21 protein-coding genes are annotated in these 24,494 nt (G+C 55.2%); 8 read left to right on the plus strand and 13 right to left on the minus strand.

The features are described 5' to 3' along the window. Window positions 1-4: 4 nt before the first annotated feature. From OS189_RS14105 to wrbA, 8 genes are all read right to left on the minus strand, one after another. Window positions 5-1,309, minus strand: a complete 1,305-nt coding sequence (locus OS189_RS14105; protein ID WP_267167969.1) for an NAD(P)/FAD-dependent oxidoreductase — start codon at window positions 1,307-1,309, stop codon at window positions 5-7. A 34-nt stretch (window positions 1,310-1,343) separates the two neighbouring features. Further along, a complete protein-coding gene (locus tag OS189_RS14110) occupies window positions 1,344-1,913 on the minus strand; it encodes a cytochrome b (protein ID WP_267167970.1) in 570 nt (189 codons plus the stop codon). Between the two features lie 6 nt (window positions 1,914-1,919). After that, window positions 1,920-2,105 (minus strand): SDR family oxidoreductase, encoded by a 186-nt coding sequence (locus tag OS189_RS14115; RefSeq protein WP_323380232.1) that lies wholly within the window; start codon window positions 2,103-2,105, stop codon window positions 1,920-1,922. Continuing rightward, window positions 2,102-2,323, minus strand: a complete 222-nt coding sequence (locus OS189_RS14120; protein ID WP_267167971.1) for a Rossmann-fold NAD(P)-binding domain-containing protein — start codon at window positions 2,321-2,323, stop codon at window positions 2,102-2,104. Before OS189_RS14120 ends, OS189_RS14115 begins: the two co-directional genes overlap by 4 nt. A gap of 137 nt (window positions 2,324-2,460) precedes the next feature. Beyond that, window positions 2,461-2,592 (minus strand): hypothetical protein, encoded by a 132-nt coding sequence (locus tag OS189_RS14125; protein ID WP_267167972.1) that lies wholly within the window; start codon window positions 2,590-2,592, stop codon window positions 2,461-2,463. A gap of 123 nt (window positions 2,593-2,715) precedes the next feature. After that, window positions 2,716-4,527: an amidohydrolase gene (locus OS189_RS14130; RefSeq protein WP_267167973.1), complete on the minus strand. Its 1,812-nt coding sequence runs from the start codon at window positions 4,525-4,527 to the stop codon at window positions 2,716-2,718. Between the two features lie 84 nt (window positions 4,528-4,611). Continuing rightward, a complete protein-coding gene (locus tag OS189_RS14135; RefSeq protein ID WP_267167974.1) occupies window positions 4,612-5,394 on the minus strand; it encodes an isochorismatase family protein in 783 nt (260 codons plus the stop codon). 88 nt (window positions 5,395-5,482) lie between these two features. Continuing rightward, window positions 5,483-6,073: an NAD(P)H:quinone oxidoreductase type IV gene (wrbA, locus tag OS189_RS14140; RefSeq protein ID WP_267167975.1), complete on the minus strand. Its 591-nt coding sequence runs from the start codon at window positions 6,071-6,073 to the stop codon at window positions 5,483-5,485. Window positions 6,074-6,416: 343 nt separating this feature from the next. Here wrbA and OS189_RS14145 point away from each other — a divergent pair, with 343 nt between their 5' ends. Beyond that, window positions 6,417-6,881, plus strand: coding sequence for an alpha-hydroxy-acid oxidizing protein (locus OS189_RS14145; protein ID WP_267167976.1), 465 nt, complete (start codon window positions 6,417-6,419; stop codon window positions 6,879-6,881). Here OS189_RS14145 and OS189_RS14150 read toward each other — a convergent pair. Then, window positions 6,811-7,443, minus strand: a complete 633-nt coding sequence (locus OS189_RS14150; RefSeq protein ID WP_416237483.1) for an AAA family ATPase — start codon at window positions 7,441-7,443, stop codon at window positions 6,811-6,813. The two genes, OS189_RS14145 and OS189_RS14150, sit on opposite strands and share 71 nt — an antisense overlap. A gap of 625 nt (window positions 7,444-8,068) precedes the next feature. Here OS189_RS14150 and OS189_RS14155 point away from each other — a divergent pair. From OS189_RS14155 to OS189_RS14165, 3 genes are read left to right on the plus strand one after another with little or no spacing between them, the layout of a single operon-like run. Beyond that, on the plus strand, window positions 8,069-9,133 hold the full coding sequence (locus OS189_RS14155; protein WP_267167977.1) for a glycosyltransferase family 4 protein: 1,065 nt from the start codon (window positions 8,069-8,071) through the stop codon (window positions 9,131-9,133). Continuing rightward, on the plus strand, window positions 9,120-10,304 hold the full coding sequence (locus OS189_RS14160; RefSeq protein ID WP_267167978.1) for a carboxylate--amine ligase: 1,185 nt from the start codon (window positions 9,120-9,122) through the stop codon (window positions 10,302-10,304). Before OS189_RS14155 ends, OS189_RS14160 begins: the two co-directional genes overlap by 14 nt. Next, window positions 10,301-11,281 carry a polysaccharide deacetylase family protein gene (locus tag OS189_RS14165; RefSeq protein ID WP_267167979.1) on the plus strand — a complete coding sequence of 327 codons (981 nt, stop codon included), beginning with the start codon at window positions 10,301-10,303 and terminating at the stop codon, window positions 11,279-11,281. Before OS189_RS14160 ends, OS189_RS14165 begins: the two co-directional genes overlap by 4 nt. A 28-nt stretch (window positions 11,282-11,309) precedes the next feature. Here the strand turns inward: OS189_RS14165 and OS189_RS14170 are convergent, their stop codons facing one another. Further along, entirely contained in the window at window positions 11,310-12,560 is a 1,251-nt protein-coding gene (locus OS189_RS14170) for a glycosyltransferase (RefSeq protein WP_267167980.1), read from the minus strand. A gap of 99 nt (window positions 12,561-12,659) precedes the next feature. Next, window positions 12,660-13,490 carry a VPLPA-CTERM sorting domain-containing protein gene (locus OS189_RS14175; RefSeq protein ID WP_267167981.1) on the minus strand — a complete coding sequence of 277 codons (831 nt, stop codon included), beginning with the start codon at window positions 13,488-13,490 and terminating at the stop codon, window positions 12,660-12,662. A 28-nt stretch (window positions 13,491-13,518) separates the two neighbouring features. On the opposite strand from OS189_RS14175, the gene OS189_RS14180 reads away from it, so the two are divergent. After that, window positions 13,519-15,108, plus strand: a complete 1,590-nt coding sequence (locus tag OS189_RS14180; protein WP_267167982.1) for a hypothetical protein — start codon at window positions 13,519-13,521, stop codon at window positions 15,106-15,108. Window positions 15,109-15,271: 163 nt separating this feature from the next. Here the strand turns inward: OS189_RS14180 and OS189_RS14185 are convergent, their stop codons facing one another. Together OS189_RS14185 and OS189_RS14190 are read right to left on the minus strand one after the other, a co-directional pair. Further along, window positions 15,272-17,920: an aminotransferase class III-fold pyridoxal phosphate-dependent enzyme gene (locus OS189_RS14185; protein WP_267167983.1), complete on the minus strand. Its 2,649-nt coding sequence runs from the start codon at window positions 17,918-17,920 to the stop codon at window positions 15,272-15,274. A 572-nt stretch (window positions 17,921-18,492) separates the two neighbouring features. Beyond that, window positions 18,493-19,203, minus strand: a complete 711-nt coding sequence (locus OS189_RS14190; protein WP_267167984.1) for a VPLPA-CTERM sorting domain-containing protein — start codon at window positions 19,201-19,203, stop codon at window positions 18,493-18,495. A gap of 312 nt (window positions 19,204-19,515) precedes the next feature. On the opposite strand from OS189_RS14190, the gene OS189_RS14195 reads away from it, so the two are divergent. The 3 genes from OS189_RS14195 to OS189_RS14205 all read left to right on the plus strand — a co-directional run bounded on the left by OS189_RS14195 (window position 19,516) and on the right by OS189_RS14205 (window position 24,263). Then, window positions 19,516-20,142, plus strand: coding sequence for a rhomboid family intramembrane serine protease (locus OS189_RS14195; protein WP_267167985.1), 627 nt, complete (start codon window positions 19,516-19,518; stop codon window positions 20,140-20,142). Between the two features lie 259 nt (window positions 20,143-20,401). After that, complete coding sequence (locus OS189_RS14200; protein ID WP_267167986.1) at window positions 20,402-22,870, plus strand: tetratricopeptide repeat protein; 2,469 nt, start codon at window positions 20,402-20,404, stop codon at window positions 22,868-22,870. Window positions 22,871-23,138: 268 nt separating this feature from the next. Continuing rightward, complete coding sequence (locus OS189_RS14205; protein ID WP_267167987.1) at window positions 23,139-24,263, plus strand: polysaccharide biosynthesis/export family protein; 1,125 nt, start codon at window positions 23,139-23,141, stop codon at window positions 24,261-24,263. Window positions 24,264-24,494: the final 231 nt, after the last annotated feature.

A 24,494-nucleotide genomic window follows, 5' to 3' on the forward strand; every position in this document is an offset into this window, starting at 1 on the left:
GCTGTTACAAGCGACCGTCGGGCGCATCCTTTCGATCGGCACTGCTCTCCGACTGCGTGATCAGTCGTGAGCCGCGCCGGTTGAGCGTATGTGTCCAAAGCCAGTTCACGGCTATTAACACACGTGCGCGCATTTCGATCAGGAAAAAGATATGCGCTACACCCCAAATCCACCATGCTAGCCAGCCTTTCAGCTGGACCTTGTCGAACTCGATGATCGCGCTGCGTTTACCGATCTGGGCCAGACTGCCCTTGTGACGGTAGATAAAGGGCTTGGTGTCCTGCCCGCGCAGACGCTTCTTGATCGTGCGTGCTACATACTGTCCCTGTTGTTTGGCCGCCGGGGCGATACCCGGTACAGGTCTGCCACCCGGCCCCGCGACATTGACGGTATCACCGATGGCAAACACGTCCGGGTGCCCTTGCAGAGTCAGGTGATCGGTCACCAGAACGCGACCCGCACGGTCGGCATCGGCCTGCATCCAATCAGCGGCGGGCGAAGCTTTGACCCCCGCAGCCCAAATAATCGTTTCGCATTCGATCCGTTCCGCGCCAACGGTAACGCCTGCTGCGTCGATCTCCGTTACAGCCTCCCCCAGCTGCACCTCGACACCAAGGCCTTCCAGCGATGTCTTGGCATAGTGCGACAGGTTCTTCGCAAAGCCGGAAAGAACTTGTTGCCCTGCTTCGAGAAGGATGATCCGCGCCTCGCGGGTGTCGATCCTGCGAAACTCTTTTGGAAGCGTGCTGCGCGATAGTTCTGCAATCGTGCCCGCAAGTTCGACACCCGTCGGTCCTGCACCGATGACGACAAATGTCATCAGGCTGGCGCGCTCTGCCGGGTCATGGCTCATCTCGGCCCTTTCGAATGCCGACAGAATCCGGCGGCGCAGGGTGGTCGCGTCCTCAATCGTTTTGAGGCCGGGTGCGTGTGGTGCCCAATCATCACGGCCGAAATAGGCGTGGGTCGCACCAGTGGCCAGAACCAGCGTGTCATAGGGCACGCGCATCCCGTTCATCAGCAGCACCTGGCGCGCATCAGCATCAACCCCCGTCACCGTGCCCAACATCGTTGTGACATCTTTCTTGCGCGCCAGAATGGAGCGGATGGGCCAGGCGATCTCGGAGGTCGCTAAAGAGGCCGTTGCTACCTGATACAACAATGGCTGAAAGATGTGGTGATTGCGTTGATCTATGACGCTGATCTCCAACCCGCTGCCGCTGAGGTTCTTGGCGGTCTCCAGTCCGCCGAAACCACCCCCCACGATCACGACCCGGTGTCCTGTATTTGTGCGATCTGTGTTTCTCATGGGAGATGGTCCTTCGACTGTTTGGGAGTGAGGGTCAGCGCGTCATGCGCTGCAATGATCCATCACGCTTGATGAGGTGGTGCCAGCCGACCGCCATCGTGATATGCCCGACGATCAAGAGAGCGAGGATCCAGCCCAACTCACCGTGCCACTCCGAAAAAGACGTGAGCCAGGTGATTTCGGGCTGTTGCGCCGGAAAAATCCGAAGCCCAAAAAAACTCAACCCCCGGTCGCTGCCCGCGGCTGCGATGACACGGATGAGGGGAACAACCACCATCAGCGCATAAATCGCCAGATGCCCGACGGTCGCAAGCCTGCCGATCAATCCGTCATGGACCGAAGGGCGGTTTTTGATATTCATCAGTCCCCAAGCACCTCGGAGCAGAACCAAAAGCAAAAGCGCGACGCCCAGATCCGTGTGATAGCTCCAGAAGAAGTCCCGCACGGCGTGATCCCGTGGTAGCCACCAACGTAAAGCGGCAGAAACAAACTGTGCCGCGAACAGTAGTGCCATCCCCCAATGCAGCCATTTGCTGATCGGGCCATAGCGGGCGGGTGTGTCTGATAAGGTCGACATTTCGGACTCCGTTTTCTGGTCTGCCATGGGAATTTACGCGCAACATAGCGTTCCGGCATTTGAGTATCCACCGTCCGCCGCGATCATGGCGCCAGTTACGGCACTGGCTGCGTCAGACGAAAGGAAGGCGATAAGGTTTGCGATTTTCTCTGGTTGGAGGTTGGAGAATGTGTTTGATCGGCATGGCCCCAACCCGTTCATTGAACATATCGGGATCATCCATTTTTTATTCCATCCGGAATGGATCTATCGACACAGGCGAAAACCATGGCATCCACACGGGTATTTCTGGTTACCCTTTCCACCCCGATTTGCGCCGCCTTGTGTACAACGGCGGCCTTGGACGCGCCGTAAGCGATATGCCGTACCGGATGCGCAATGGAAATTTCCGCAACGAAGGGTGTGAACACAATCGCGCCGCCGCCGCTCTTTTCCACGCGCCGCGCGGCCTGTTAGGCGGTCAGGAAAACGCCGGTCTGGTCGATGTCGATACCCTTGTCCCAAGTCTCCTTCAGGTAATTTGTCGTCGGCGCCGGTTACGTCCATCGCATAGAAGCTGACACGTTCGCCCAGATCATTTGCCGCTATCGTGAAGACTGGGTAAAGCGGCCTTTGCACCTAAATCCGCCAATACCTTGCCGGTCGTTGGGCCGGTTTCGCCGGCGGCACCGATCACGAAAGAGATTTTGTCGGTGAGAGAGATCATACCACACTCCTTTTGTGTCTCGCTGTGGCTGGTTCTTTCGTCTGGATGTTCGGCGTTTCTGTGTCTGCGGTGTTGATCTGCACCAGCCGCCCCTGCCGAAAGCATGAGGCGGCTGGTATTGCTTCAACGCGCGTTCAGACTTTCCTGATACGTAACGACCGGCGACCATTCTGGGCTCACCGCAGGCAAAGGCTCCGGCGCGTGATCGGCAAATGCGTCTGACGCATATACCACATTGCCTCCAGTCACGGTCAGTACCGCCTCCAGCGATTTGATCTCCTCCGCGGGAACCGAGAAGTAGTCGTCGGACAGGATAGCGAAGTCGGCGTACATGCCGTCCGCGATGCTGCCTTTCACGTCTTCCTCCTGCGAGAACCATGCGCTGCCTTGCGTGAAGATGCGCAACGCTTCTTCACGGCTCAGCGTGTTCGCTTCGTCCCAAAGCTGAAGGCCGCCCACCGTCTTGCCCGTCACAAGCCAGTACAGCGAGGGCCATGGATTGTAGCTGCTGACGCGGGTACCATCGGTACCGGCACCGACCGGAATACCCATATCCAGCATCTTGCGGATGGGAGGTGCGGCACTTGCCGCTTCGGCCCCGTAGCGTTCGACAAAGTACTCCCCCGCGAAGGCCATACGATTCTGAATGGCGATCCCGCCACCCAGTGCCTTGATCCGCTCAAGCTCTGTATCGCGGACGGTTTCGGCATGATCGATAGCCCAGCGAGGGGCGAATTTCCCCTGCTCCTCTGCGACCTGTTCGAAGACATCCATGATCAGCGCGATGCTGTCGCCATAGGTCGCGTGTTGGCGTAGGGGCCAACCGGCCTCGACCAGCATGGTGGTCACCTCATGCAGATCGCCCCGTGGATCCTGACCGTTGGCAGCACGTTCGGCGAGGTCGGGAGCGGGGGCGAGAAAATTCTCCCAGTCTCCGACGCTGTGGACAAGAAACTCGCCCGCGCCATCCAGTTCATAGCCGTGATCCAGATGCACATCCGCGTTCTCACCCACTTCGTTGTTCGCAATCCACTCGGAAAAATCCTCGGCTTCTTTGCCGGCTTCTTGCGCGAAGAGGTACGTTGTGATGCGCAGAGGCAGGCCATCATTTTCCGCGATGTTTTTCGTGGCGATGTAATCCTTAGGGAAGACATGCCCGCCGCCGCCTGCGTCAGTCGCGGATGTCAGCCCGAACCGGTTGAGGTCGCGGTAAAACTGGCGGGTGGAATTCACCATATCGTCTTCGGACATCTGGGGTAGGGTGCCGATGGTTTTATAAAGGATCGCGGGGTTCGGTTCCGCGTGCAGGATAGCGCCGCCGTTGTCGAGGATCTCGATGCGCGAGCCGTCTGCTGTTTCCGTTTCGGCCGTATAACCCAAAGCCTCGACACCCGCCTTGTTCAGGAACCCCTTACTATACAGGTACAGGACGAACACTGGCGTGTCCGGCGCCGCCTTGTTCAGCTCATCCACCGTCGGCATTCGACTTTCGGCAAACTGAAACGGTGACCAGCCGCCGATCACGCGAACCCATTCACCTTCCGGCACGCGATCTGCTTCGGTGCGGATCAGGTCCAGCGCGGCCTCAAGGGTAGGAATTCCGTCCCACCGCGTTTCGAGATTGAAGAAACGGCCGCCGCGCACCTGATGCGAGTGCGAGTCGTTCAGGCCGGGAATGATGGTGCGTCCGTCGGCATCGATGATCTGCGTGTCTTCGCCCCGAAAGGCTTCGACGTCCGCGTCGGTGCCGATTTCGACAAAGACGCCGTCGCGCACGGCAAAGGCTGTGGCGTTCTGTTCGTCGTCTGTAAATACCTGACCTGCGTTCAACACGATCATGTCTGCCGGTTGTTGGTCCTGTGCAAGGGCGGGGAGGGCCGCAATCATGGCCGCCGCAGCCACCGATTGAAGTCCGAATTTTCTAAATTGAAACATGCTCTTTCCTTCTGATGACCGTAGGGGTGGCCGCGAGGGGTCGCGGCCACATTTTCATTTAGGTAATCTTAGGCCGCGCCTGTATTACTCCGACGCCTGTGCGGCCTGCTGTGCGCGGCCATAGCTTTCGTTCACCGCGAAATAGCCGGGTGACACCTTGCCATAGAGCTTGGCCCATTCGCCCGCATCGGGACGGTTCCAGGTGCGGTGTGTCTCGCTCAGGATCGTGTTGGTGGTCATGGGCACGATGCCTTCGTTTGCCATACGGGTCATCGCAGCATCCGACGCCATCTTGCTGACGTCGCCCGACGCGTCCATCACGACAAAGACGTCGTAGCCTTCGGCTTTGGCCTGCAGCGCGGGAAAGGCTACGCAGACACTGGTCCAGACACCTGCAATGACGAGGGTCTTGCGTCCTGTCGCCTCGACCGCTTCAACGAAGTCGGCGTTGTCCCACGAGCTGACCTCGCCCTGACGCGCGACGTATTGCGCACTCTCGTCATTCTCGAGCAACTCTTCCAGTTCCACCATCAGCGGGCCGTTGGGACCGTTTGGTTCGGAGGCGGTGTAGATGATCGGAATGTCGGCCTGTTGCGCAATATTGGCAAGCGCCATCGTGTTGCGGCGCAGGTCGTCAACCGCGATGTCGTTCACGGTCTGGAACAGGCCCGTCTGGTGGTCAAGCAGCAGCAGAACCGCATCGGTCGGATCGAACAGCGCGTTGTTCGCGGCCTCCGTTGGGGTCTTGCTGAGCCCTTCGAGGTGCAGCGGCTTACCTGTTTCCTGTGCGTAGGCAGGCTGGAGCATCATGGCCGCACTTGCTGTCACAGCAAGCATTGCATTTTTCAAATTCTTAAGAGTTTTCATGGTCTTTTCCTTTGCCATATTGGGGTTTATCGATGTTTTCCCCGCCGACCTGCGATGCGGGGCAGGCGGGAGCGTTAAGGGAGATGGATCAGGCAAGCTTTGCCGCGGTCTCGACAAGGCGTCTGACCTGATGTCCGATGGCTGCCTTGGCATTGTCGTCAAACTCGGCGCCCTGCGTGTGGCTATAGCCGTAAGGGTTGCCGCCGGTTTTAAAGATCACCTCGTCGGTATAGCCGGGCGCGACAACGAAACCGCCCCAGTGCATTGCGGTGATGTAAAAGGATTGCAGCGTGGATTCCTGCCCGCCGTGGGGATTTTGCGCGGAGGTCATGGCTGATACGGGTTTATTCGCCAGCCCACCCTTGCCCCAGAGGCCGCCAAGCGTGTCAATGAACGCGCGCATCTGGCTGGCCATGACCCCGAACCGTGTCCCCGACGAAATCAGATAGGCGTCCGCCCATTCCATATCCTCGGCGGTTGCTTCCGGAATATCGGCGGTCGCTTCGAGGTGATTTTTCCACGCATCCTGACTGTTGACGGCTTCGGCGGGCGCGGTTTCGCGGGCCTTAAGTAAACGCACTTCAGCGCCGGCGGCCTTTGCTGCATCGGCGGCGATGGTGGCCATCTGATGGTTTGTGCCATAGCTGGAGTAATAGACGATTGCGAGTTTGACGGACATTTGTAGCTCCTCTTTGCTGTTTTCCACCTTCGAAGGGGATGCGCGATTGCGGCTGAAAAAAGGACCTCGGTCCGGTCTTTCACAGCACCGAAAGGAGCGCGTTCCCAACGATGATTTCTCATGTGCAACTACATCTAGGGCGCAAAACTGTTGTTCAAGTGGTCATTTATTTGCATATACTATTGCATAAATCGCAATTCTGGGATTGCGACCAACGAGAGCCCCAGAGAATTGCTCGGGCAAAGCGACGAAATAAATATTACTGACTGGAATCTGATTGTTGTCCTTTAATATCTGAGATCTACTTTTTTGTTGTCAAAAACAGCAATGGGAAGGATACGTCATGCAAAGCACAAGACGTGGATTTCTCGGAGCGACAGCTCTGGGATTGGGTAGCTTGCCATTTTCCGGCGCGGCACTTGCGCAAACAGCAACACAGGATGCCGGTACTGCTACTACTGCTACGGCAACGGTTCAGCCAACAGCCTATGGTGCGTCAGTTGCCGACAAACCTGTCGATATCATCAGCCTCGAACGTGTGAAGGAGGCAGCGCGGGACGTTATTCCGGAAGCCGGCTACGAATTCGTATCCGGCGCTGCGGGAGATGAATGGGCGTGGCGCGAAAACCGCCGCGCGTTCGACGATTTCCGTATCGAACCCAAGCGATTGCGCGGTGTATCCCCTGATGTAGATCTGTCTATCGATCTGCTGGGCAGCAAGCTGCCGTTCCCGTTTTTCACTGCGCCGATGGGCGCACACGGCATGGTTTACGAAGAGGCGGAAGTTGCCACAGCACGCGGCTCGTAGCGCGTGATGACATAACGCCGCCGGCATTGGCCACGACGCGCAAGAGGTTCGACATCATCAAAAGGAACTGACACATCGACATCACGTCAAGCTTTTGCGGATGCGCCGTCACAAGTACGGCAGTTGCGGCTGAGAGAGCAGACATGGTCAGATATCCCAAGGTAGGGGGGCAATCTCTTATCACCACGTCATAGTGATCCGGCACCTGCGCCAAACTATCTCCAACCCGTGCGAAAAACAGGTTGGCGTGCCGCTGCATAAGCGCGCGCGGCGTGTCATGCTCGACTTTCATAAGGTTCAGATTGCCAGTAATGGTGTCAATATTGATGGGATAGGTCTGCTGTATCACATCACGCGGCGGCACGGGGTCATCGTACCGGATCGCATTATAGAGTGTCCCACCGTCCAGCAGGTCAAACTCGGGCTGAAAACCGTGCAAGGCTGACAGGCTCGCCTGCGGATCCAGGTCGATTCCCACCACCCGATACCCGTCCAGCGCGATTTTCTGTAACAGGTGTGCCGCGATTGTGGTCTTCCCGCTGCCGCCCTTGAAGTTGATCACGCAGATTACCTTCACGCCGCCACGGCAGCTAGGTTCCCGGCTGTTTGGTGCCGGTCCCCAGCATTTCCCTTAAGGATTGGATGTCAGCCGGAGAGCAATAGCGCCGTCCACCAGAGGTGAATTTCCGCAGTTCCCGTTTTGCATTCGGGAGAAAAGCTCAGCACGATGCGCCTGTAGACGCTCGCTCAGTTTTAGAGCATGATCCCCAACAAGAAAGTCAATTCGGCCTAGCTGGTTCGCCATTGTGCCTCACGTCAATACCGTTAGTTACGGTTTTTTTGTTAACTGCTTTTTACCATGTGTTGGATTACCCACAGAAGACATTCGATCAGTTCCTTTATGTAAATCTTGTGCCTGCGAAAAGCTTCGCCACAAGCAGCGGAGTGCCGCAATATATGTATTTGCGCTTTGATGTCTCGCCATGCCGATTTTATCGGCACGAAACAAAGGAAATATGCCTGTCAAAGCCAAATTCTGACCCGCAAAAGCGGGCAAAATACCTCTTTTTAGCCCTGAAAAATTACCAATTGCGTTGCAGAATCATAGCCGAAGTCCGATCTATGCGCAGGGCCATGCCCCACGGTCTAATCCTCTTTCCAGGAACGAAATTTTGAAAATCCTGTTTTTGACAAAGTACCCAGAGCAGGGAGCGTCCAGCCGCTACCGCGTGTATCAGTATCTGGACCACTACAGGGAACTTGGAACCGACGTCGCCGTTCAAAGCTTCATGGATGCACCTCTTTACCGATTGAGCATTTCGCGCGGCAGTCAGGCCAAAAAATTCTGGATGGCAGCCAAGGCAACTGTGCGCCGATTGGCCGTTGTGTGGAAGAACCGGGATGCCGATGCGCTCTACTTGCAGCGCGAGCTTTTGCCCTTCGGCCCGCCAGTCATCGAACGGCTGTTGAAGCGCAGGGGGATGCGGCTCATCTTCGATTATGACGATGCTCTGTTCATCAAGAAGGCTAGCCGTTACAATCGGATCGCATCCTTCTTTCGGTCGCCGCAAAAGATTGCCGATATCATTCGAATGGCAAATTTGACAATAGCGGGCAACGACTGGCTTCGGGATCAGGCCAATTCTCTTGGCGGACGGGCGATCACGGTGGAAGTGGCCGAAGACACCAATCGCTACTTGTCAAAAACGTATGGCGACGGGCAGGTGACGATCGGCTGGTTGGGCTCGCCCTCAACCTCCAAATACCTGCACCTGATTTCCGATCAGCTGCGCGAGGTGGCCGAGGCGCAGCCGCTTGTGAAGTGGGTCATGGTGGGCGGGGGGGACTTTGAGATGGACGGGGTGCCTTGGGAAACACGGGATTGGTCTTTTGAGACAGAAAAGAAATCGCTGCACGAATTTGACATCGGCCTGATGCCTCTGCCGAACGAGCAATGGTCATTGGGCAAATCCGGTGGCAAAGCGCGCACCTACATGGCCGCCAGCGTTGTGCCGGTTGTCTCGGCCATGGGCTATAATCTGCAACTTGTCGATCACGGGCGCACAGGCATTTTGATCGACAATGAACACTCTTGGGCCGATGAATTGACCAAACTTATCCAGTCGCCCGACAAACGCCAACGCATGGCTGAGGCTGCGCTGCAAGATGTCAAAAACCGGTTTTCCATTGACGGTCAGGCAGCTAAAATCCATGATGCGGTGAAAGCACTGGTTAATGATGCCCCGTCCTGATCTTCCTACAGCAGTCGTGATGGGCCTGTCGCCCACCGGCCTGCATATCGCGCGCACTGTCAAACGCTTGGGCGCTTGTGTGATCGGCATTGGACGGCCGGGGGAGGTGGGGCTCTCGTCTTCTGTCCTGTCGCAGAAAATTGTGGACGACGGATCTTTTGACGTCTTTGAGCGTCTGCATCAGATTCTCGGCGAGCAATCCGCGGTCCTGCTGCCCTCCTCAGACGAATATGTCGAACTGATCGCGGCGACCCCGCGGCCGGACTTTCTGGCCCAGAAAAGCTATCATTCCGGTGCAGCCGATCTCTTGCTGACGAAATCTGCATTTTACGAAAAATGCGATGAACTCGGCCTGAAATACCCGCGCACCCTGACGCTTGCGCCCGGAGCACCGCGCGAGACGCTGAGCAAGATCAATCTTCCCATCCTGCTCAAACCCTCCCGCATGCATGAACACAAAGCGATGATGCGGGGCAAAAAAGGTTGGGTGATCAATGATGACGCTGAATTGACAGCGCTGTGGCCCCTGATTGCGTCTTTTCCGGGCGAACTGGTCGCGCAAGAATTCATTCCAGGCCCAGAAAGCGAAATCCGCCTTGTCTGCGGAAGCCTCAGGGCAGGGGGGGAGGTCACCTCGCTCTTTACCTGTCGCAAGCTGCGCCAGTATCCTCGCGGGATAGGCTCGGCTTCGGTTGTGCAAAGCAATGAGGAGCCGGACGCCGCCGAGATGGCTTTGACCTTCCTCAAATCTATCGATTATCAGGGAATATTCGGGGCTGAGATGAAAAAACACGCCGTCACCGGCGAGCTCTACTTCATCGAAATCAACCCACGCACATCGCTCTGGTTTTCGGTATCCGAAGCGGCGGGATGCCCTGTCGTACAACAATCCTACCTTGATGTAGCCGACCCTGACGGCCCCCCGCTGGGATGCGCCCAGCAGCCCGGTGTGCGTTGGCGCTATTGGCTCAAAGACAAGGTGACACAAGCCGGATATGTCTTCAAACCGCATCCGGTCTTCCCCAAACCCCGGATGAGCGACGCAGGCCCCGTGCGGAAAAGATGCTGGGCGGTGTACGAGCCGGCCGATCCATGGCCTGCAATCGTGGAACCATTGGGGCTCGGTCGCAAATTCCTGCGCCGCGTGTTCAAAAGACCGAGTTCAAAATGACATCCAGTTTCACCATTTCTCTAGATTTTGAGCTACGCTGGGGCATACGCGACAATCCGAATGAAGAAGCCTACGCGCATGCGATCCTCGGAGGGCGTCGCGCCATACCGCAGATGCTCCGTGCGTTCGAAGACTATGGCGTAGCCGCCACTTGGGCCACGGTCGGATTTCTCTTCGCCGAAACCCGCGAGGACCTGCTCAGCCACTTGCCCGCGACACTGCCAGACTATGCCAATCCTCACTTGTCACCGTACGCCGATGTGCAGAACAGGGTCGGGCAGGAGGAGGCAGATGACCCGTTGCATTTCGGGCTGTCTCTGATCCGTCAGATCGAGGGCACGCCCAGACAGGAAATCGGATCGCACAGCTTTTCCCATTTCTATTGCCTTGAAGACGGAAGCACCGCAGAGGCTTTTGGTGCCGATATGGCCGCAGCACAGAACATTGCGCGGTCCAAGGGTATCACAACACAAAGTCTTGTCTTGCCACGCAATCAGCAAAGCGAAAGCCACCTAATCGCTGCCCAGAGGGCAGGTATCACTGTGTTTCGCGGCCATCCCAAAGTGGCGTTCTATCAACCGCGTGCGCGCACGGATGAACGCCCCCATTGGCGGGCCTTGCGGCTTTTGGATAGTGCTATACCACTGACATCGACGCTGGCAACGCCGACGCATGATTTGACCTCAGACCTCATCAACACACCTGCCTCACGGTTTTTGCGCCCCGTGCGTTCAACGTCCTCTTTCTTGGCCAAGGCGCAACTGCGCCGGATAAAAAGTGAGATGACTGAGGCGGCCCGGCAAGGAAAGAACTATCACCTCTGGTGGCACCCGCATAACTTTGGATGCGCGACCGAGGCCAATATGGAAAACCTGCGCGCCATTTTGCGCCACTTCGTTTCCCTGCGGGACAGTCACGGGATGCAAGCGATGACCATGCTTGACTTGGCCCAGAACGTTTCCGCCTCCAAAGGGTGATGCCCCCTGAGACTTCGGGCACGATTTGTTACCGGTTTTTAGCGACAGCCCGGTAAACAGCGTCATACCGCGCAACGGCCTCGGTCAATGAATAGTGCTTGCGCCCCTGCGCCTTGATGTCCGCGCGTTTACCAGATTGCGCCAAACCAACCAGCACGCGCGCAACGCGGTTCACCTCATCCTGACTGTCATTCTGCAGCACAGCACCAAATTGACCATCCTGCACAATCCTCTCAATGTCACCCACCCCATGATTAGAGGCCACAGGCAGCCCACAGGCCATGTACTCGCCCACCTTGGTGGCAGACACGCCAAGGCTCGACGGGGTGGAGACCTGAAAGGACAGTCCGATATCCGCCGCGTTGAGGTAGTTCGGCACCTCCGCATGGGGAACGCGGCAGGTAATAACCTCACTCTCCTCCAATGTCACACCGTGTGCAGTTGCAGCCCGAACGTGTTCGGCACTTTGGTGATTGCCCATGAGCAGCAGTCTGGCCTGAGGGACAAGCCGACGGGCCGCCTCATAGACACGGTTCACAAGGTCCATTCGATAAACACCACTGCTGGACCCCAGATAACACACCACCATCGCATCATCCGAAATACCGAGGCTTGACCGGACCCGCGTCCGCGCCTCTGCTGAGATATCAAATGCTTCTTGATCCACCGAACAGGGCACAACCGTGATGGGGCAACCGCCATAGCTTGAGGCGGCCGCGATGACGCCCTTGGCATCTTCGGTAAGGGTCACGATCTGCGCGGCCTCAGTGTAGGCACGGGCCTCAAGCTTGCGGAAGTAAGCGATCTTGGCACGGTCCAGGGGGTTACTCCTCGACCACGCGCCACCCTCAATCCTTTGGTCAATCCAGAACCCGCGCACATCGCACATCAAGGCGGCGCCGTGGTCCCTGGCCGCAGCGAGGCTGGGGCCAAGCGGCATGTAGCTTCGGCAGTGTATCAGATCGGTCGCGCGCGTTGTCATTTCCCGCCGCAGCCGTTTGAGCATTTGCATGGGCACGAAAAACCGTTGCGCCCGACCCACCATACCGCTGCGGCGAAACACCGGAGAAAATCGCAATGCGCCTGCACAGGAAGGGTCATTTTCAGCCGAGAGCGGGGCAGGGGGGGTGACCGCCCATTTCGCCGGATCTTCAACCGAAATCACCGTGATGTCGTGCCCGTTCCGCGCGAGCCCCTGAAGATACGGCAAAACCTGCGCTACTCCGATGTGATCCGAGAGGCCGTTGTTGGTGATGAAGATGCTCGTCGCTTTGGTCATGGAACCTACAGTTTGAATGTGAAGCCGATACTACGGTGTATTGTATAACAAAAGCCGCCCACAGAATGGGCGGCTGTACTTAAAGTCAGATGTGGGTTTTTAGGCTTTGCGCCGCTTTACGAGAGCAAAGGCTCCAAGCCCCGCCAGCAGCAGTGGGAGACCAGCCGGCAGCGGGACCGGTGTGGTAGGGTTGCCGCCCGGTATGACAGCACCCGCGCCCGCGACGTTGCTGAAGCCCGCTTGTCCGAAGATAATCGAACCATGTTCTACGTTGAGAAAAGCATAGACGCTATCGGGGACATTGATAAACCCACGGGGAAGATAACCGTCCAAATTTTCGTAGATCGACGTACCGATATCTAAACGGAAGCCCAAGTAACCGCTGTCGCCTACAGTAGGGATTGCGTTATTTGCGGTAGAACCAAACAGGTCTTCGAACCCGCTATCGTCACCGAACGAACTAGCGCCAACCACGTCACCAGCCTCGAACAGATCCGCGACACCATTCGTCGAAGAAATATACACCTCTTGATACGCAGCCTCGAAAGAACCTTGATACGCACCGTCCGAAATACGGGCTGAAGTTATTCCAACGGGCCGTGGAGGACCATCCATAAAACGGTAGTCAAGGAGTGCGTTTACAAAACCACCGACGTCAAAATAGCCACCGATGCCCAGCTGGATATCATCAACACCATCTTGGTTAAGATCCAGATTAGTGAAAGTCGAAAATCCGAAATCTGAGATCGTATCAGCGCCGGCTTGGCCTGGATCGAACACAATTGTATCCGCGCTTGCTCCAAAAGTTCCAGCAAAAGACAGCAAAATCGCGTAAATGGACGGTTTCTTCATAAAGTTTTCCCAACTATAAGTCTCTAGTTCGTAAGATTCTTGCCAATTTGTCAATCGAATTCTTGTGAGGATGGACATCCCGGATAGGTTTTGCCAATCTAATGACATGCATCGATGGCTTTCCCTGTTCAGTCTCACACTTGCCGCCGTTTGGCTTGCGCCGCCGACCTATGCTGATGAAATAACTATTACCAAACAGGGGCTTACACGAATAAACCAAGGCATTTGGGCTGCGACAGGCCTCACCCTGCCCGAAACTGATACAAACCTGCCGATCCTCGGGCCTGCAAACAAGCAAGACGGCGTGCGTCTACTGAGATTCTTGATGAGCAAAAACGCCATCAATGGGTTCAATCAGATCATCTACGACAACAGGGATCGGGGTCATTCCAGCCTCAAGCTTGCAGATTATCCCGCCCTTGCGCATCTTAAATATGGCCCGGAGCTAAAATCCGACAATTTGGATGCTGGCCTGGCCGGACGGATTGTCTTTCCGGCGGTGGTATTCGGAAATTCTTCGACAGCGGTCACCAATGGGCCTGCGCCGCGAAGCCTGCCGCGTCTTGCCATGACTAATCCGTTTTGGCGGCAAATCACGCCCATGCTTTATGCGAACAATCACATCTATGTTTATCCCGAACATCGCGATCACGACGATGCGGACCTCTATCCTATCAACTGGCCATACACGATTATCAGTCAGGGGTCGTCGGGGTCTGACAAGGTCTTTCTCAATGCCATTGCTTTGACTCTTGCAGCTCTGCCTGCCGACACGTTTGTGTTCCTGCGTGAAACCGGTCTGATTGCGCCAACCGTGCAGATGATCCTGCGCCGCAATCTAAAGTCAGTTTCGTCGCGCGAAGATTACCTGACAGGCACTGCCCATCCCGCAGCATTCCAGGGCCGGCTTGTTCAGGCAGGCCGGATGGTTGAGCAGGCATCTAAACTGCGCCCCGAAGATGTTCCGCCACTTGTCCAGTTGCGGGTCATCCAAGAGGATTTTCTACCGTCTGCGGGGCTAGCAGGGCTGGATGAGCGCTTTTTAGACACGCCCGCCGCGATCGGGCGGATATGGCGCAGCTTCGCTTCGAAAAGAGAGCTTTTGGTGACCGCCGAGGACACAAAAGCGCATACAGACAAACCGCTGACCTTCGAGTGGCGACTGTTGCGGGGAGACCCAGAGCGGGTGTCGATTGAGCCGCAGGGGCCGGGTGGCCGCGAGGCGAAAATTCGTATCGACTGGCATGATCCATGGACGGAACCCGACCCGCTTGGGGATCAGAGTAAAACACGCCGCATGTCGCGCGTCGACGTTGGAGTTTTCGCAAATAACGGTGTCCATGACAGCGCCCCGGCAATGATCTCGATCGATTTTCCCGAACATCAGCTTCGCCAGTATGAAGGTCATGAAGATGGTCAGATGCGGCTCTCAAAAATTGATTATGATGCAAAGGGGCGCGGCGCTTATTTTGACCCGCTGATTTATTGGACGGCCGCATGGGCTGATACGGCACGCTACGACGAAAGCGGAACCAAGCTGCTGGGATGGGATCGGGTTTCTGCGGATGGTGTCAGCGCTGACTTTGTTTCCCACATTCCGCAATATAAATCAAAAGACTACGAGCTTGACGTCAGCGACATCAGTGCGCCCATATTACGCGCTCTGAAAGACGTGGCACCGGTTGAAACGGAATGACCTCTTGAGCTGTTAAGCCTAAACAGGCTTTTATAAATGCCTTTTGCGTTTCGCCTTTCTTGTGAGACATATCACGAAGGGCGAAACGCTTTGGCGCATCTATTTCAAATACCGCTCAGCTCCGGATGGGCACAAGGGCGCCTGGTTCCGGCATTAGACACAGTCAATGTGCGGCCAGACTGACTTCGACAGCGTTGTTAGATGCTTCTTCTTTCTGGCGCCGCGCATAGGCTTTGGCCACGCGTTTGAAGTCATCATCGACAAGCATGGTACCGTACCATTGAGGCTCGGCAGGCTCGAACCCGTGTCGGCGGGCCATTTCAGACATACGATCCGCCTGTGTCAAGCTTAGATCACGACCAATGCTGTAATCATCAGTTTCTCCTTCCAGCGCCAGCAGCATCGTCTCTCCAAGACATCCCCAGCACAGGTTATCCGGCAGGTTTTGGAAGGGCCCAAGGTTTACCGGGAAAGGTGGGTTCACCAGTCCACCATCAAACACTAGCACACCATTGTCTGACAAATCTGCATGAGCCACGTTGGCAGGCCGCGCAACATCACACACAACCGTACCCGGGCGAAGCTGGGTTGGGTCGAGGAACGTGACATCTGCGCTGGTGGCGACCAGAACCATATCGGCAGTCTCCAGAGCATCTCTGAGATCTGTTGTTACCTGAATTGGTGCGCCTTGCCCCATTCGCGTACAGGCTTGCTCAAATTCTTTCGCCGCGCCTTTAACGGTATCCGCGTTTTTCCCAGACATCAGGTGTCGCACGGTTTTGCTCAGACCACCGCAGCGGTGGGTAGGCTGCTCCGAAGCCAGGGCATGTACGACTTCATCAGCAACCTTGTCCAAGAACTTGTGCGCCTGTACATTTCCGCCATTGCCAACCAAGGTCAGGCGCTTTGCCTGCCTGGACAGCATCAAACTAGCCAAACGACCGATCGCTCCTGTCGCACCGACCACCACAATATGCGCATTGGCTGGATCCATCCCGACACGGCGTGCGGCGCGGGTGAGCGCAGTTACACCCGACACTGTAGTGAGTGTGTTGCCACTGGTGACAGGCACGCCCTCACCCGTAACGGCTGCGCCGCCACTAGTGACAATGGATGTGAACGCACCGAGGCCAAAACGGCTCGCTCCATATTCGGCTGCCATACCGGCCGAGGCTTTGATCATGTGGCGCGCGGCTTTGCGGTTTTTACCCATCATATCCTTGGGCAGCAGAGGCACCGACATGATCATCCCTTCCGCTGAGGCCCCGGCTCGCGAGGTCCCGCCTTTTACCGGCCAGGCAAAGCCCGGACCGACACGCTTGACCCATTCCATCCAGTTGGCCCTTTCCTCTTCGCTGAAGCCAGCGAAGGACGGATCGGAACGCAGCACATCCTCTTCTTCAGTGTAGTGGATTAGGAAACAAAAACGCCCCGGAGTCGGTTCGGGCAAGCCTCGCGCTGGCCCTTGCTGAGGCAAGAAAGGTGCCTTGTCCTTAAGCTGCTCAGTGCGCTTGGATGACACCAAATGCTGCATAAGTCTGCGATAATCTCCACGGTCGAGCACATCACAAACGGATTCAAGTGCGTCAACGCAGCGGTCTATGTCAGATTTATCTGCGATCAATGGCGGCTGCAGGCGCATTACACTGGTATCGTTAAACACCGGCGCGGTCAAAACGGCCTCAACATTGAGCAGATACGAGCTTAGAAGTCCGACAAACCCGCCATTCAAGCCACAAAACGCCATCGCCGCCGAATCGCCCCGTTCAAAAGGCTTGTGAAACTCGATCGCCCGCATATAGCCGCTACCACGAACCGAACTCACAACACCCGGATAACGCATCATGAGCGACTGCAGACGGCTGGAAAAATGGGTTCCGTTTTCAGCAACCTGCTTGATGAAGGCCTGATCGTCTTTCAATAGCAAATCAATTGTCGCATTCGCCGCTGCGCAGGCCAAATTATTGTTGGCGAACGTTGAGCTGTGTAGCAGACCAAACCGGTCATCCCAGACTTCTGGGCGCACAATGACCGCTGAGATTGGCATCAAGCCACCGCCCAATGCCTTGCCAAGAAGCAGCATATCGGGGGCTTCACTGCAATCTTCGCAGGCGAAAAGCTTCCCGGTTCGTCCCAGGCCGGTTTGAATTTCGTCAATGATGCTGAGCACACCGTATTTTCGGCAAAGGCGGATCACCGCGTCAATGTAGTTATCCTCGGCGGGGCAAACTACGCCGGCTTCGCCTTGGATCGGTTCGACAATAAAGGCCGCGATGTCATTGCCCGATTCAGCGAGCTTGCTTTCGAGGGCGTTGAGATCACCGAAAGGGATGTATTCGAACCCACGCGCTGGTCCGCCAAAGTCCTTTTGATACAAAGACTTACCGGTAGCTGACAGGGCGCCCATTGTTTTACCATGAAAACCATTGTGGGTGGAGAGAATATTGTCGCGTCCACTGCGTGCGCGAGCAAGCTTAATAGAGGCTTCAACAGCTTCTGCGCCTGTATTGGCCAGCGTTACGATCTCAAGATCGTGCGGTGTGATGCGCGCCAGTGTTTCGGCTAATTTCTCTGCTTCCGAGGCACGAAGAGGTTGCACCATCACGGGGGTTAGCAAATTTTGTTGGCGGTTTAACGCATTCCAGATTTCTGTTGGATTGTGACCAAAGGGCAAAGCACCATATTGAGAAAGAAAATCCAGATAGCGGCGACCGCCCGCATCGATAAGAGTGCTGTCCACTCCATGTGCTAGGTCTAGATCTAAGCCGAATGTTTCAAGCAGGTGCCCACGTGTCGGGTTCAATTTGTTCATAGTGCTCTCCATCAATTGCCCACGTTCACAAGAAGGCATTCATCTTAAGTGACTATGAAATCAGGGCGCAAATTGGGCGGAAACAGATTGTTAACATGACTGAAGGTGTCAAAAGCTTGGTATTTTTGTCAAATTGATCCATTTAGTGCTCCGTCGTCTAGGTTTGAGGGTGATCCGAAAGGCACTACACACAACATGAGTCGTGCCTCCGAAAAGGGTCTTTGATTGATTTTCAGATGAAGAATATTACGTGATACCCGTCCATGACGGTAATTTCACTTAATGTACTGCCCACATCCGCCGCTGACGAAGTAACTCAGCAAACTGGTGAGGCCAAGGATAACACTTCCTATGCGGCGAAGATTCGCGCAATGTACAGTGGTTCTCCGCCGGTTGGTACAAGTAGGCGGTGCGGAGATCAGTAGAGTTTGGCGCTGCCTTGCTGCGAAAGCAGGGCTTGAAAGCAATCCAGCAAGAGAATGAGCCGACAGTCAGACGCAAAAAGCCGCGACTACTGTCGCGGCTTTTCAATTTATCACTATCAGGAGCCTGTGGTCCCTGTAGTCGCTAAGTTACGACTTGCGACGACGGCGTCTGCCGACCGCTGCCAAACCACCCAGACCGCCAAGCAGCAGGAGACCTGCCGCAGGAACCGGCACTGCAGAGACTGAACCAATCGCACCGTCAAAGGCCTCGACACCATTGGAGTCCAGCGTAAACGTCAAAGACGCCACGGATGACAAATCAACACCGACAAAGTCAGAAAACGCCTGGAAAGGAGAAAATCCTGGGACTAGAAGTTCTGTAACCGTGTGCGAATTCGCCAAGGTATCTTCTACAGTAGCTGTGTAGACGGTCCCTGGCAAATCCCCGCTGACAACTTCGAAGAAGAACTTATCGTTAAGGCCGCCATCGGTCAAATCACCCAGCGCTACGCCACCAGCGGCCAGACCATAAACTACAGTCGCCAAACCTCGCTGAAAAGTGTCGTTGGCAAATTTCAGAACACTGGGGGCAGGAAAGCCTGCAGCACCAGTGCTTTCCAGTGTTGAGCCAGCTATAGGGTTCGTACCATTGTTCGGGGAAGTCGATACGCTCATCGTACGCGACCCACCCAGGACGGTCGCAGTCGCCAAGGTACTAATGTTGGTTTCGGTAGCCCTCGGTACATCTTCGACGTACTGCTGGGCATTAAAATCGTCGATCATAACTGTTGCTGCTGTCGCCGCGGATGCGGAGAACGCGACGATCCCTGCAGCTAGAGCACTATTAAAGAACTTCATAATATATCTCCCCCTTTGTGTAGAGTATAAACACGCAAACACCACATGGGTTCCGTGCTAGCAATAATATTAACTATTACGCCTAGCACTCCGGTGAGTCAACTGAATTAGCCTCAGAACTAAGTTCTTCTGGTTTCTCATGAAAATACACAAACTGACTGTTTCCCAGATGGAAACAAAGCTCGGATTCTGCCAAGCTTATCCGTGATGAAAAAGAAATCGTTGCAAATTCCGGTTTTTTTGGCGAGAAGCCCCGGACCCTGCGGGCGGCTCCGTCACAAAGCGACATGCTCAATGCTGAACAGAGATCATATGTTCCTTTATGCACTCGTGACGGTGTGTTGCACCTTTGAAGGTGTGCTCACGCTCAGCGACATTGACATGATTCTTCCAGAGCATCTGAGATCGTTTGTCTACTACTATGGAGCATTCTGGCCTGGTTTGCTCGACAACTGGAAGCCAAACTATGCCGCTCAGCCTTACTTAATGTTTATCACACATGTTTTTTTGCATACCGGATTGGTGCATCTTACTGTGAACATGATCACGCTCTGTTCTCTAGGCTCGGTGGTGCTGAACCGTGTGGGGCAGGGCAGGTTCATATTTCTTTATACAATTTCCGCTTTAGGGGGTGGAATCGGGTTTGCCTATCTGGCGGAGAACCTGCAGCCGATGGTGGGTGCTTCGGGCGCGTTGTTCGGCTTGCTGGGCGCTATTTTGGCATGGGAATTTCAGGACAGTCGGGAAGATCGCGAGGCCCTTCGATATCTTGCAGTGGCAATCTTCCTCCTAATAGTGCTGAATTTGGTTTATTGGTGGGCCATGAAAGGCCAGCTCGCCTGGCAAGCTCACCTTGGGGGATTTCTTTTTGGCGGGATCGCGGCAATTGCCATCGGCCGGCGGACACCGGATGACGAAAACCCGACAAAAACTTCGTAGGTCAGGGTGACAGGACACACCATATGCACCGAATCGATCTGCCCGTATCTAGCAGCGCACAGTTTCGGTATGAAAGAAAATCACTTAGGATATTGCCCTTTGTGCACGGCTCAGCCGCGGCTGATGCCTGAATTAGTAAAAAAGCCCTCGGTTCGTGCGCGTTGACTTGCTGTCGACGGCAATTTCCGCGAACATTGAGTACCTGCTCTAAGTGCCTTTTGGCACCGGCGGATTTTGCATCTGAATAGGGAACGTAACTGTGCGGATTTATAAACGACTTTTTCCAGCCGTAATTTTGCTTTCAGGCACGTTACTTCTCGCGGCCTGCGATTCTCCCGAAGAACGTGCCGAGAAACACTTTCAAAACGCGATCGCCTTGATTCAGGACAACGATGTCGATCGCGCCATCGTGGAATTGCGTAACGTGTTTGAGCTCAATAGCGGACATATTAAGGCGCGCCAGGCTTTGGCTGAACTGCATATGCAGCAAGGCAATGAGCGTGCCGCTTTCGCCCAATATTCAATTTTGGCAGAGCGCGACCCGGACGATTACGAAAGCAGAATTCAACTTGCGCAGTTGGCGTTCAACTTCGGGAGCTGGGACGAGATGGATCGGCTTGGCACGCAGGCGATGGAACTGGCCCCTGACGACCCGCGCGTAAAGGCAATTGCCCTGACCCTCGCCTACAGGGAGGCTGCTAATGACGGCGAAGCGTCAGACCGTCGTGAAATGGGCAATCAAGCTATCAAAATGCTTGAGCAAAACCCTGAAAGTCTGCTCTTGCGCAGTCTAATTATGGATCATTCGATCCGTGAGCAGGACTTTGCCCGAGCCCTTGCCGAAATCGACTGGTTGATTGGCAACGATCGCAAGAGAGCCCGATATTACCAAGAGCGTCTCCGTATTCTGGCGATGATGCAAGATAGCGAAGGTATCGAGACCCAACTTCGTGAAATGGTTAAGATTTTTCCAGAAGATTCCGGGCAGAAAGCCACGCTTATACGCTATCTTGTCTCTCAGAATGATCTGGATGGTGCGGAAGCCTTCCTCCGTGAACTGGTGGACGAAGCCGCACCCGACGAGACAGGCGCGAAAGTCGATCTCATTCGCTTTTTGGCAGAGACCGGCGACCTTGAGAAAGCCCGCAAAGAAACAGCGAAAGCCATTTCCGAAAGTAATGATCCGCTCCCATTCCAAATAATCGGAGCAGGGTTTGATTTCACTGAGGGCAAACGCACAGAGGCGATTGCAGCTTTGCAAAATGTGCTAGAAACATCCAAGGCTTCTGGGGAGGGCGTGACCTCCGAACAAACGGACAGCGTTAAAGTGCTTTTGGCGGAGATGCTGCTGAAAACTGGCAATGAAGTTGGCGCACGCACCCATGTTGAGGAATTGCTGGCCGAAAATTCGACACATCCCAAGGCGCTGAAGATGCAGGCGGCCTGGCAGATCGACGCTGATGAAACAGGGCCCGCCATCGCGGCGCTGCGTCTGGTGCTTGACCAAAATCCGGATGACGCGGATGCGATGACCCTGATGGCAAACGCGTACAGTCGCACAGGCGAGGCCGACTTAGCCAAAGACTTTCTGGCTCAAGCCGTGCAGGCATCCGGCAATGCGCCTAGTGAATCTCTGCGCTACGCGAGCGTCTTGATCGATGATGAAAGGTATCTTCCCGCTGAGGATGTTTTGATCCCGGCTCTGCGTCTAGATCGGACAAACACGCGCTTATTATCGATGCTGGGCCAGCTTTATCTCCGCATGGAAGATTATGGCCGCGCGACTGGTGTGATCGACTCGTTGCGCCGAATTGGTGGGGAACAGGCCATCCAGGTGGCTAATGGGCTGGAGGCAGAGCAGCTGAATCTGCAGAAGGGACCGTCCGAGGCGATGGCCCATCTTGAAGGTCTTGCCAATGAGACCGATGCGACTGTCGGAACTCGAATCGCGCTGGTTCGCGCCCGGATCAGCACAGGCGATCTTAACGGTGCTTTAGCCTTGGCGAAGGAATTGAGAGAAGCGGACCCCGATAGCAAGGCGCTGCTGGTCGTTTTGGCAGTGGCCCACACTGCCGCTAGAGATTACGATGCCGCAGCTTCACTTTATAAAGAGCTTATCGATGATGCGCCTCGTAACGCAGGCGCTTGGCTGAGATTGTCGCAGGTTGGTCTGTTGAAGGGTGACCGTGAAGCGGCAAAATCAGCCATTGATGGCGGACTCACACACGCGCCCGAAGACCCTGACCTGTTGTGGGCAAGGGCCTCGATTGCGGAAAGTGACGGAGATATTGAAACGGCCATCAAAATATACGAGATTCTCTACGAGCAAAATTCTAGCTCCACCGTCGTTGCAAACAATCTAGCAAGTTTGCTCTCCACCTACCGTACCGACGAAGCAAGCCAAGCGCGCGCATGGACAATTGGGCGCCGTCTTCGCGGTTCCGACTTTCCTGCCCTGCAAGACACTTACGCCTGGCTTTTACACCAGCGAGGCGACAGCGCAGAAGCCTTGCCAATTCTCGAGAGCGCTGCTGAAGGCCTGCCAGCAGATCCGATTGTACAATATCATTTGGGACAGGTTTATCTCGCAGTGGACCGTTCGGAGGAGGCACTTGAACAATTTCGAAAATCGATCGAGATCGCCGGGCCAGCCGATTCACGGCCGCAGATTGAGGAGGCCCGAAAGCTGATGCAGAGTCTTCAGAACCCTGACCCCGCTCAAGAATAGTATAAAGCAGCGTTTTGCGAAAAATTCCAGTTTCAGGGGTTCGCAAAGCGCCCTATAAGCATACCGAGCCGGCGCATTTTTTGTGCATTATCCGTTTTCCGCTATGATCCACTAATGCAACAGGTTTTCTTAAGTGTGACAGAAATGTCGAATAACGTTTCTTTAATCTTCCATGCCCCATTAGATTTTCGCAAAATGGCGCAGCGGTGTGTTAACGGTCACGCCTAGTGCTAAAGAAACAAAACATACACGCTCGTGAGGTCGCAAGATGGGAAATCCAAAGCTTACAGTACTGAAAGTGGTTGGGATCACCTTTATTCTGGGCGCTTGCACTATCGCTCGACCAGGTCCAAGCAAAAATGAGCTGTTGAATGTTAAATTTGACGAAGCGGAGCAAACCCAAATCGTCTTTGTCGATAAGCGCATCACCTCGTTGACCGCTGCCAGGACTGGGTCGTCATTTCCAAATGAACTTCTGTCGGCATCGGGTCCGTCTTCTGATGTGATCAGACCAGGCGACACGTTGTCACTCACTATCTTTGAAAATATAGAAGACGGCGTTTTGGCGCGTGGCAATGCGGGTTCAACCAATCTGAATTCCATTCAAGTTGACGGTGCAGGGTTTATTTTCATTCCATATGCAGGACGTGTTAGAGCAGCAGGAAACTCCCCTAATCGCCTTCGTGAGATCATCACAAACAAATTGAGTGCGCTGACACCTGAACCTCAGGTTGTCGTGACGCGCGCACCAGGCGACGGTGCCACTGTATCCGTTCTGGGAGACGGCGTGGCCACTCAGGGCGTCTACCCGATCCAGCGATCCAACGACACCCTAACCGAACTTTTGGCGGTTGCAGGCGGAATGACGGCACCGTCCGAAGTGGTGCGTATCTCGCTGTTGAGAAACCACAAAACCGGGGATTTCTGGTTCGAAGATATTTACAAGAACCCGAGGTTGAACTTTACATTGCGGTCTGGGGATCAGGTGCTCGTGGAGCGTGATCCGCGTACCTTCACCATATTGGGCGCAATTGGCGAGCAAACCAACCAACCGTTTCAAAGTCGGCAACCCTCCGCACTTGAGGCCGTTGCACAAGTCGGTGGTCTGGACAGTGAAAGAGCGGATCCAACCGGAATTTTCGTCGTTCGTGAACATTCGGCCGGATTTGTGAACACGTTGTTGCAGCGCACCGATATCGTTACCGAGCAAAGCGTGATTTATGTGATGGATTTGACCAAACCAAACGGGATCCCGCTGGCACGGCAATTTGATATCCATGACGGTGACACGATCTATGTGACGGAAGCTCCGTCAATTAAGTGGCGCAAAACGTTCGAAACGATTAGTGCACCAGTGAGCAATCTCTTAATCATCGACCGGCTAACCCAATAGAGCGTCTCACCTTGAGACTGCTCGACTAAGAACAGTATGCGCGGCTTTGTACATTTGCTCGCACTCATAGATTGGTACAGCCGCAAAGCTCTCGCTTGGCGGCTGTCTAACAGCATAAAAGCGGGCCGCTCCGTCGAGGCGCTACATCCGAGCGCCCGCATTCGGCCCACGGCATATTGGCCCCCCGATGAGGTTTTGACAGCAAAAAAGAGCCAATGAGGTTAGCAGACC

The sequence above is a fragment of the Sulfitobacter sp. F26169L genome, assembly GCF_026410285.1.
Taxonomy (GTDB): domain Bacteria; phylum Pseudomonadota; class Alphaproteobacteria; order Rhodobacterales; family Rhodobacteraceae; genus Sulfitobacter.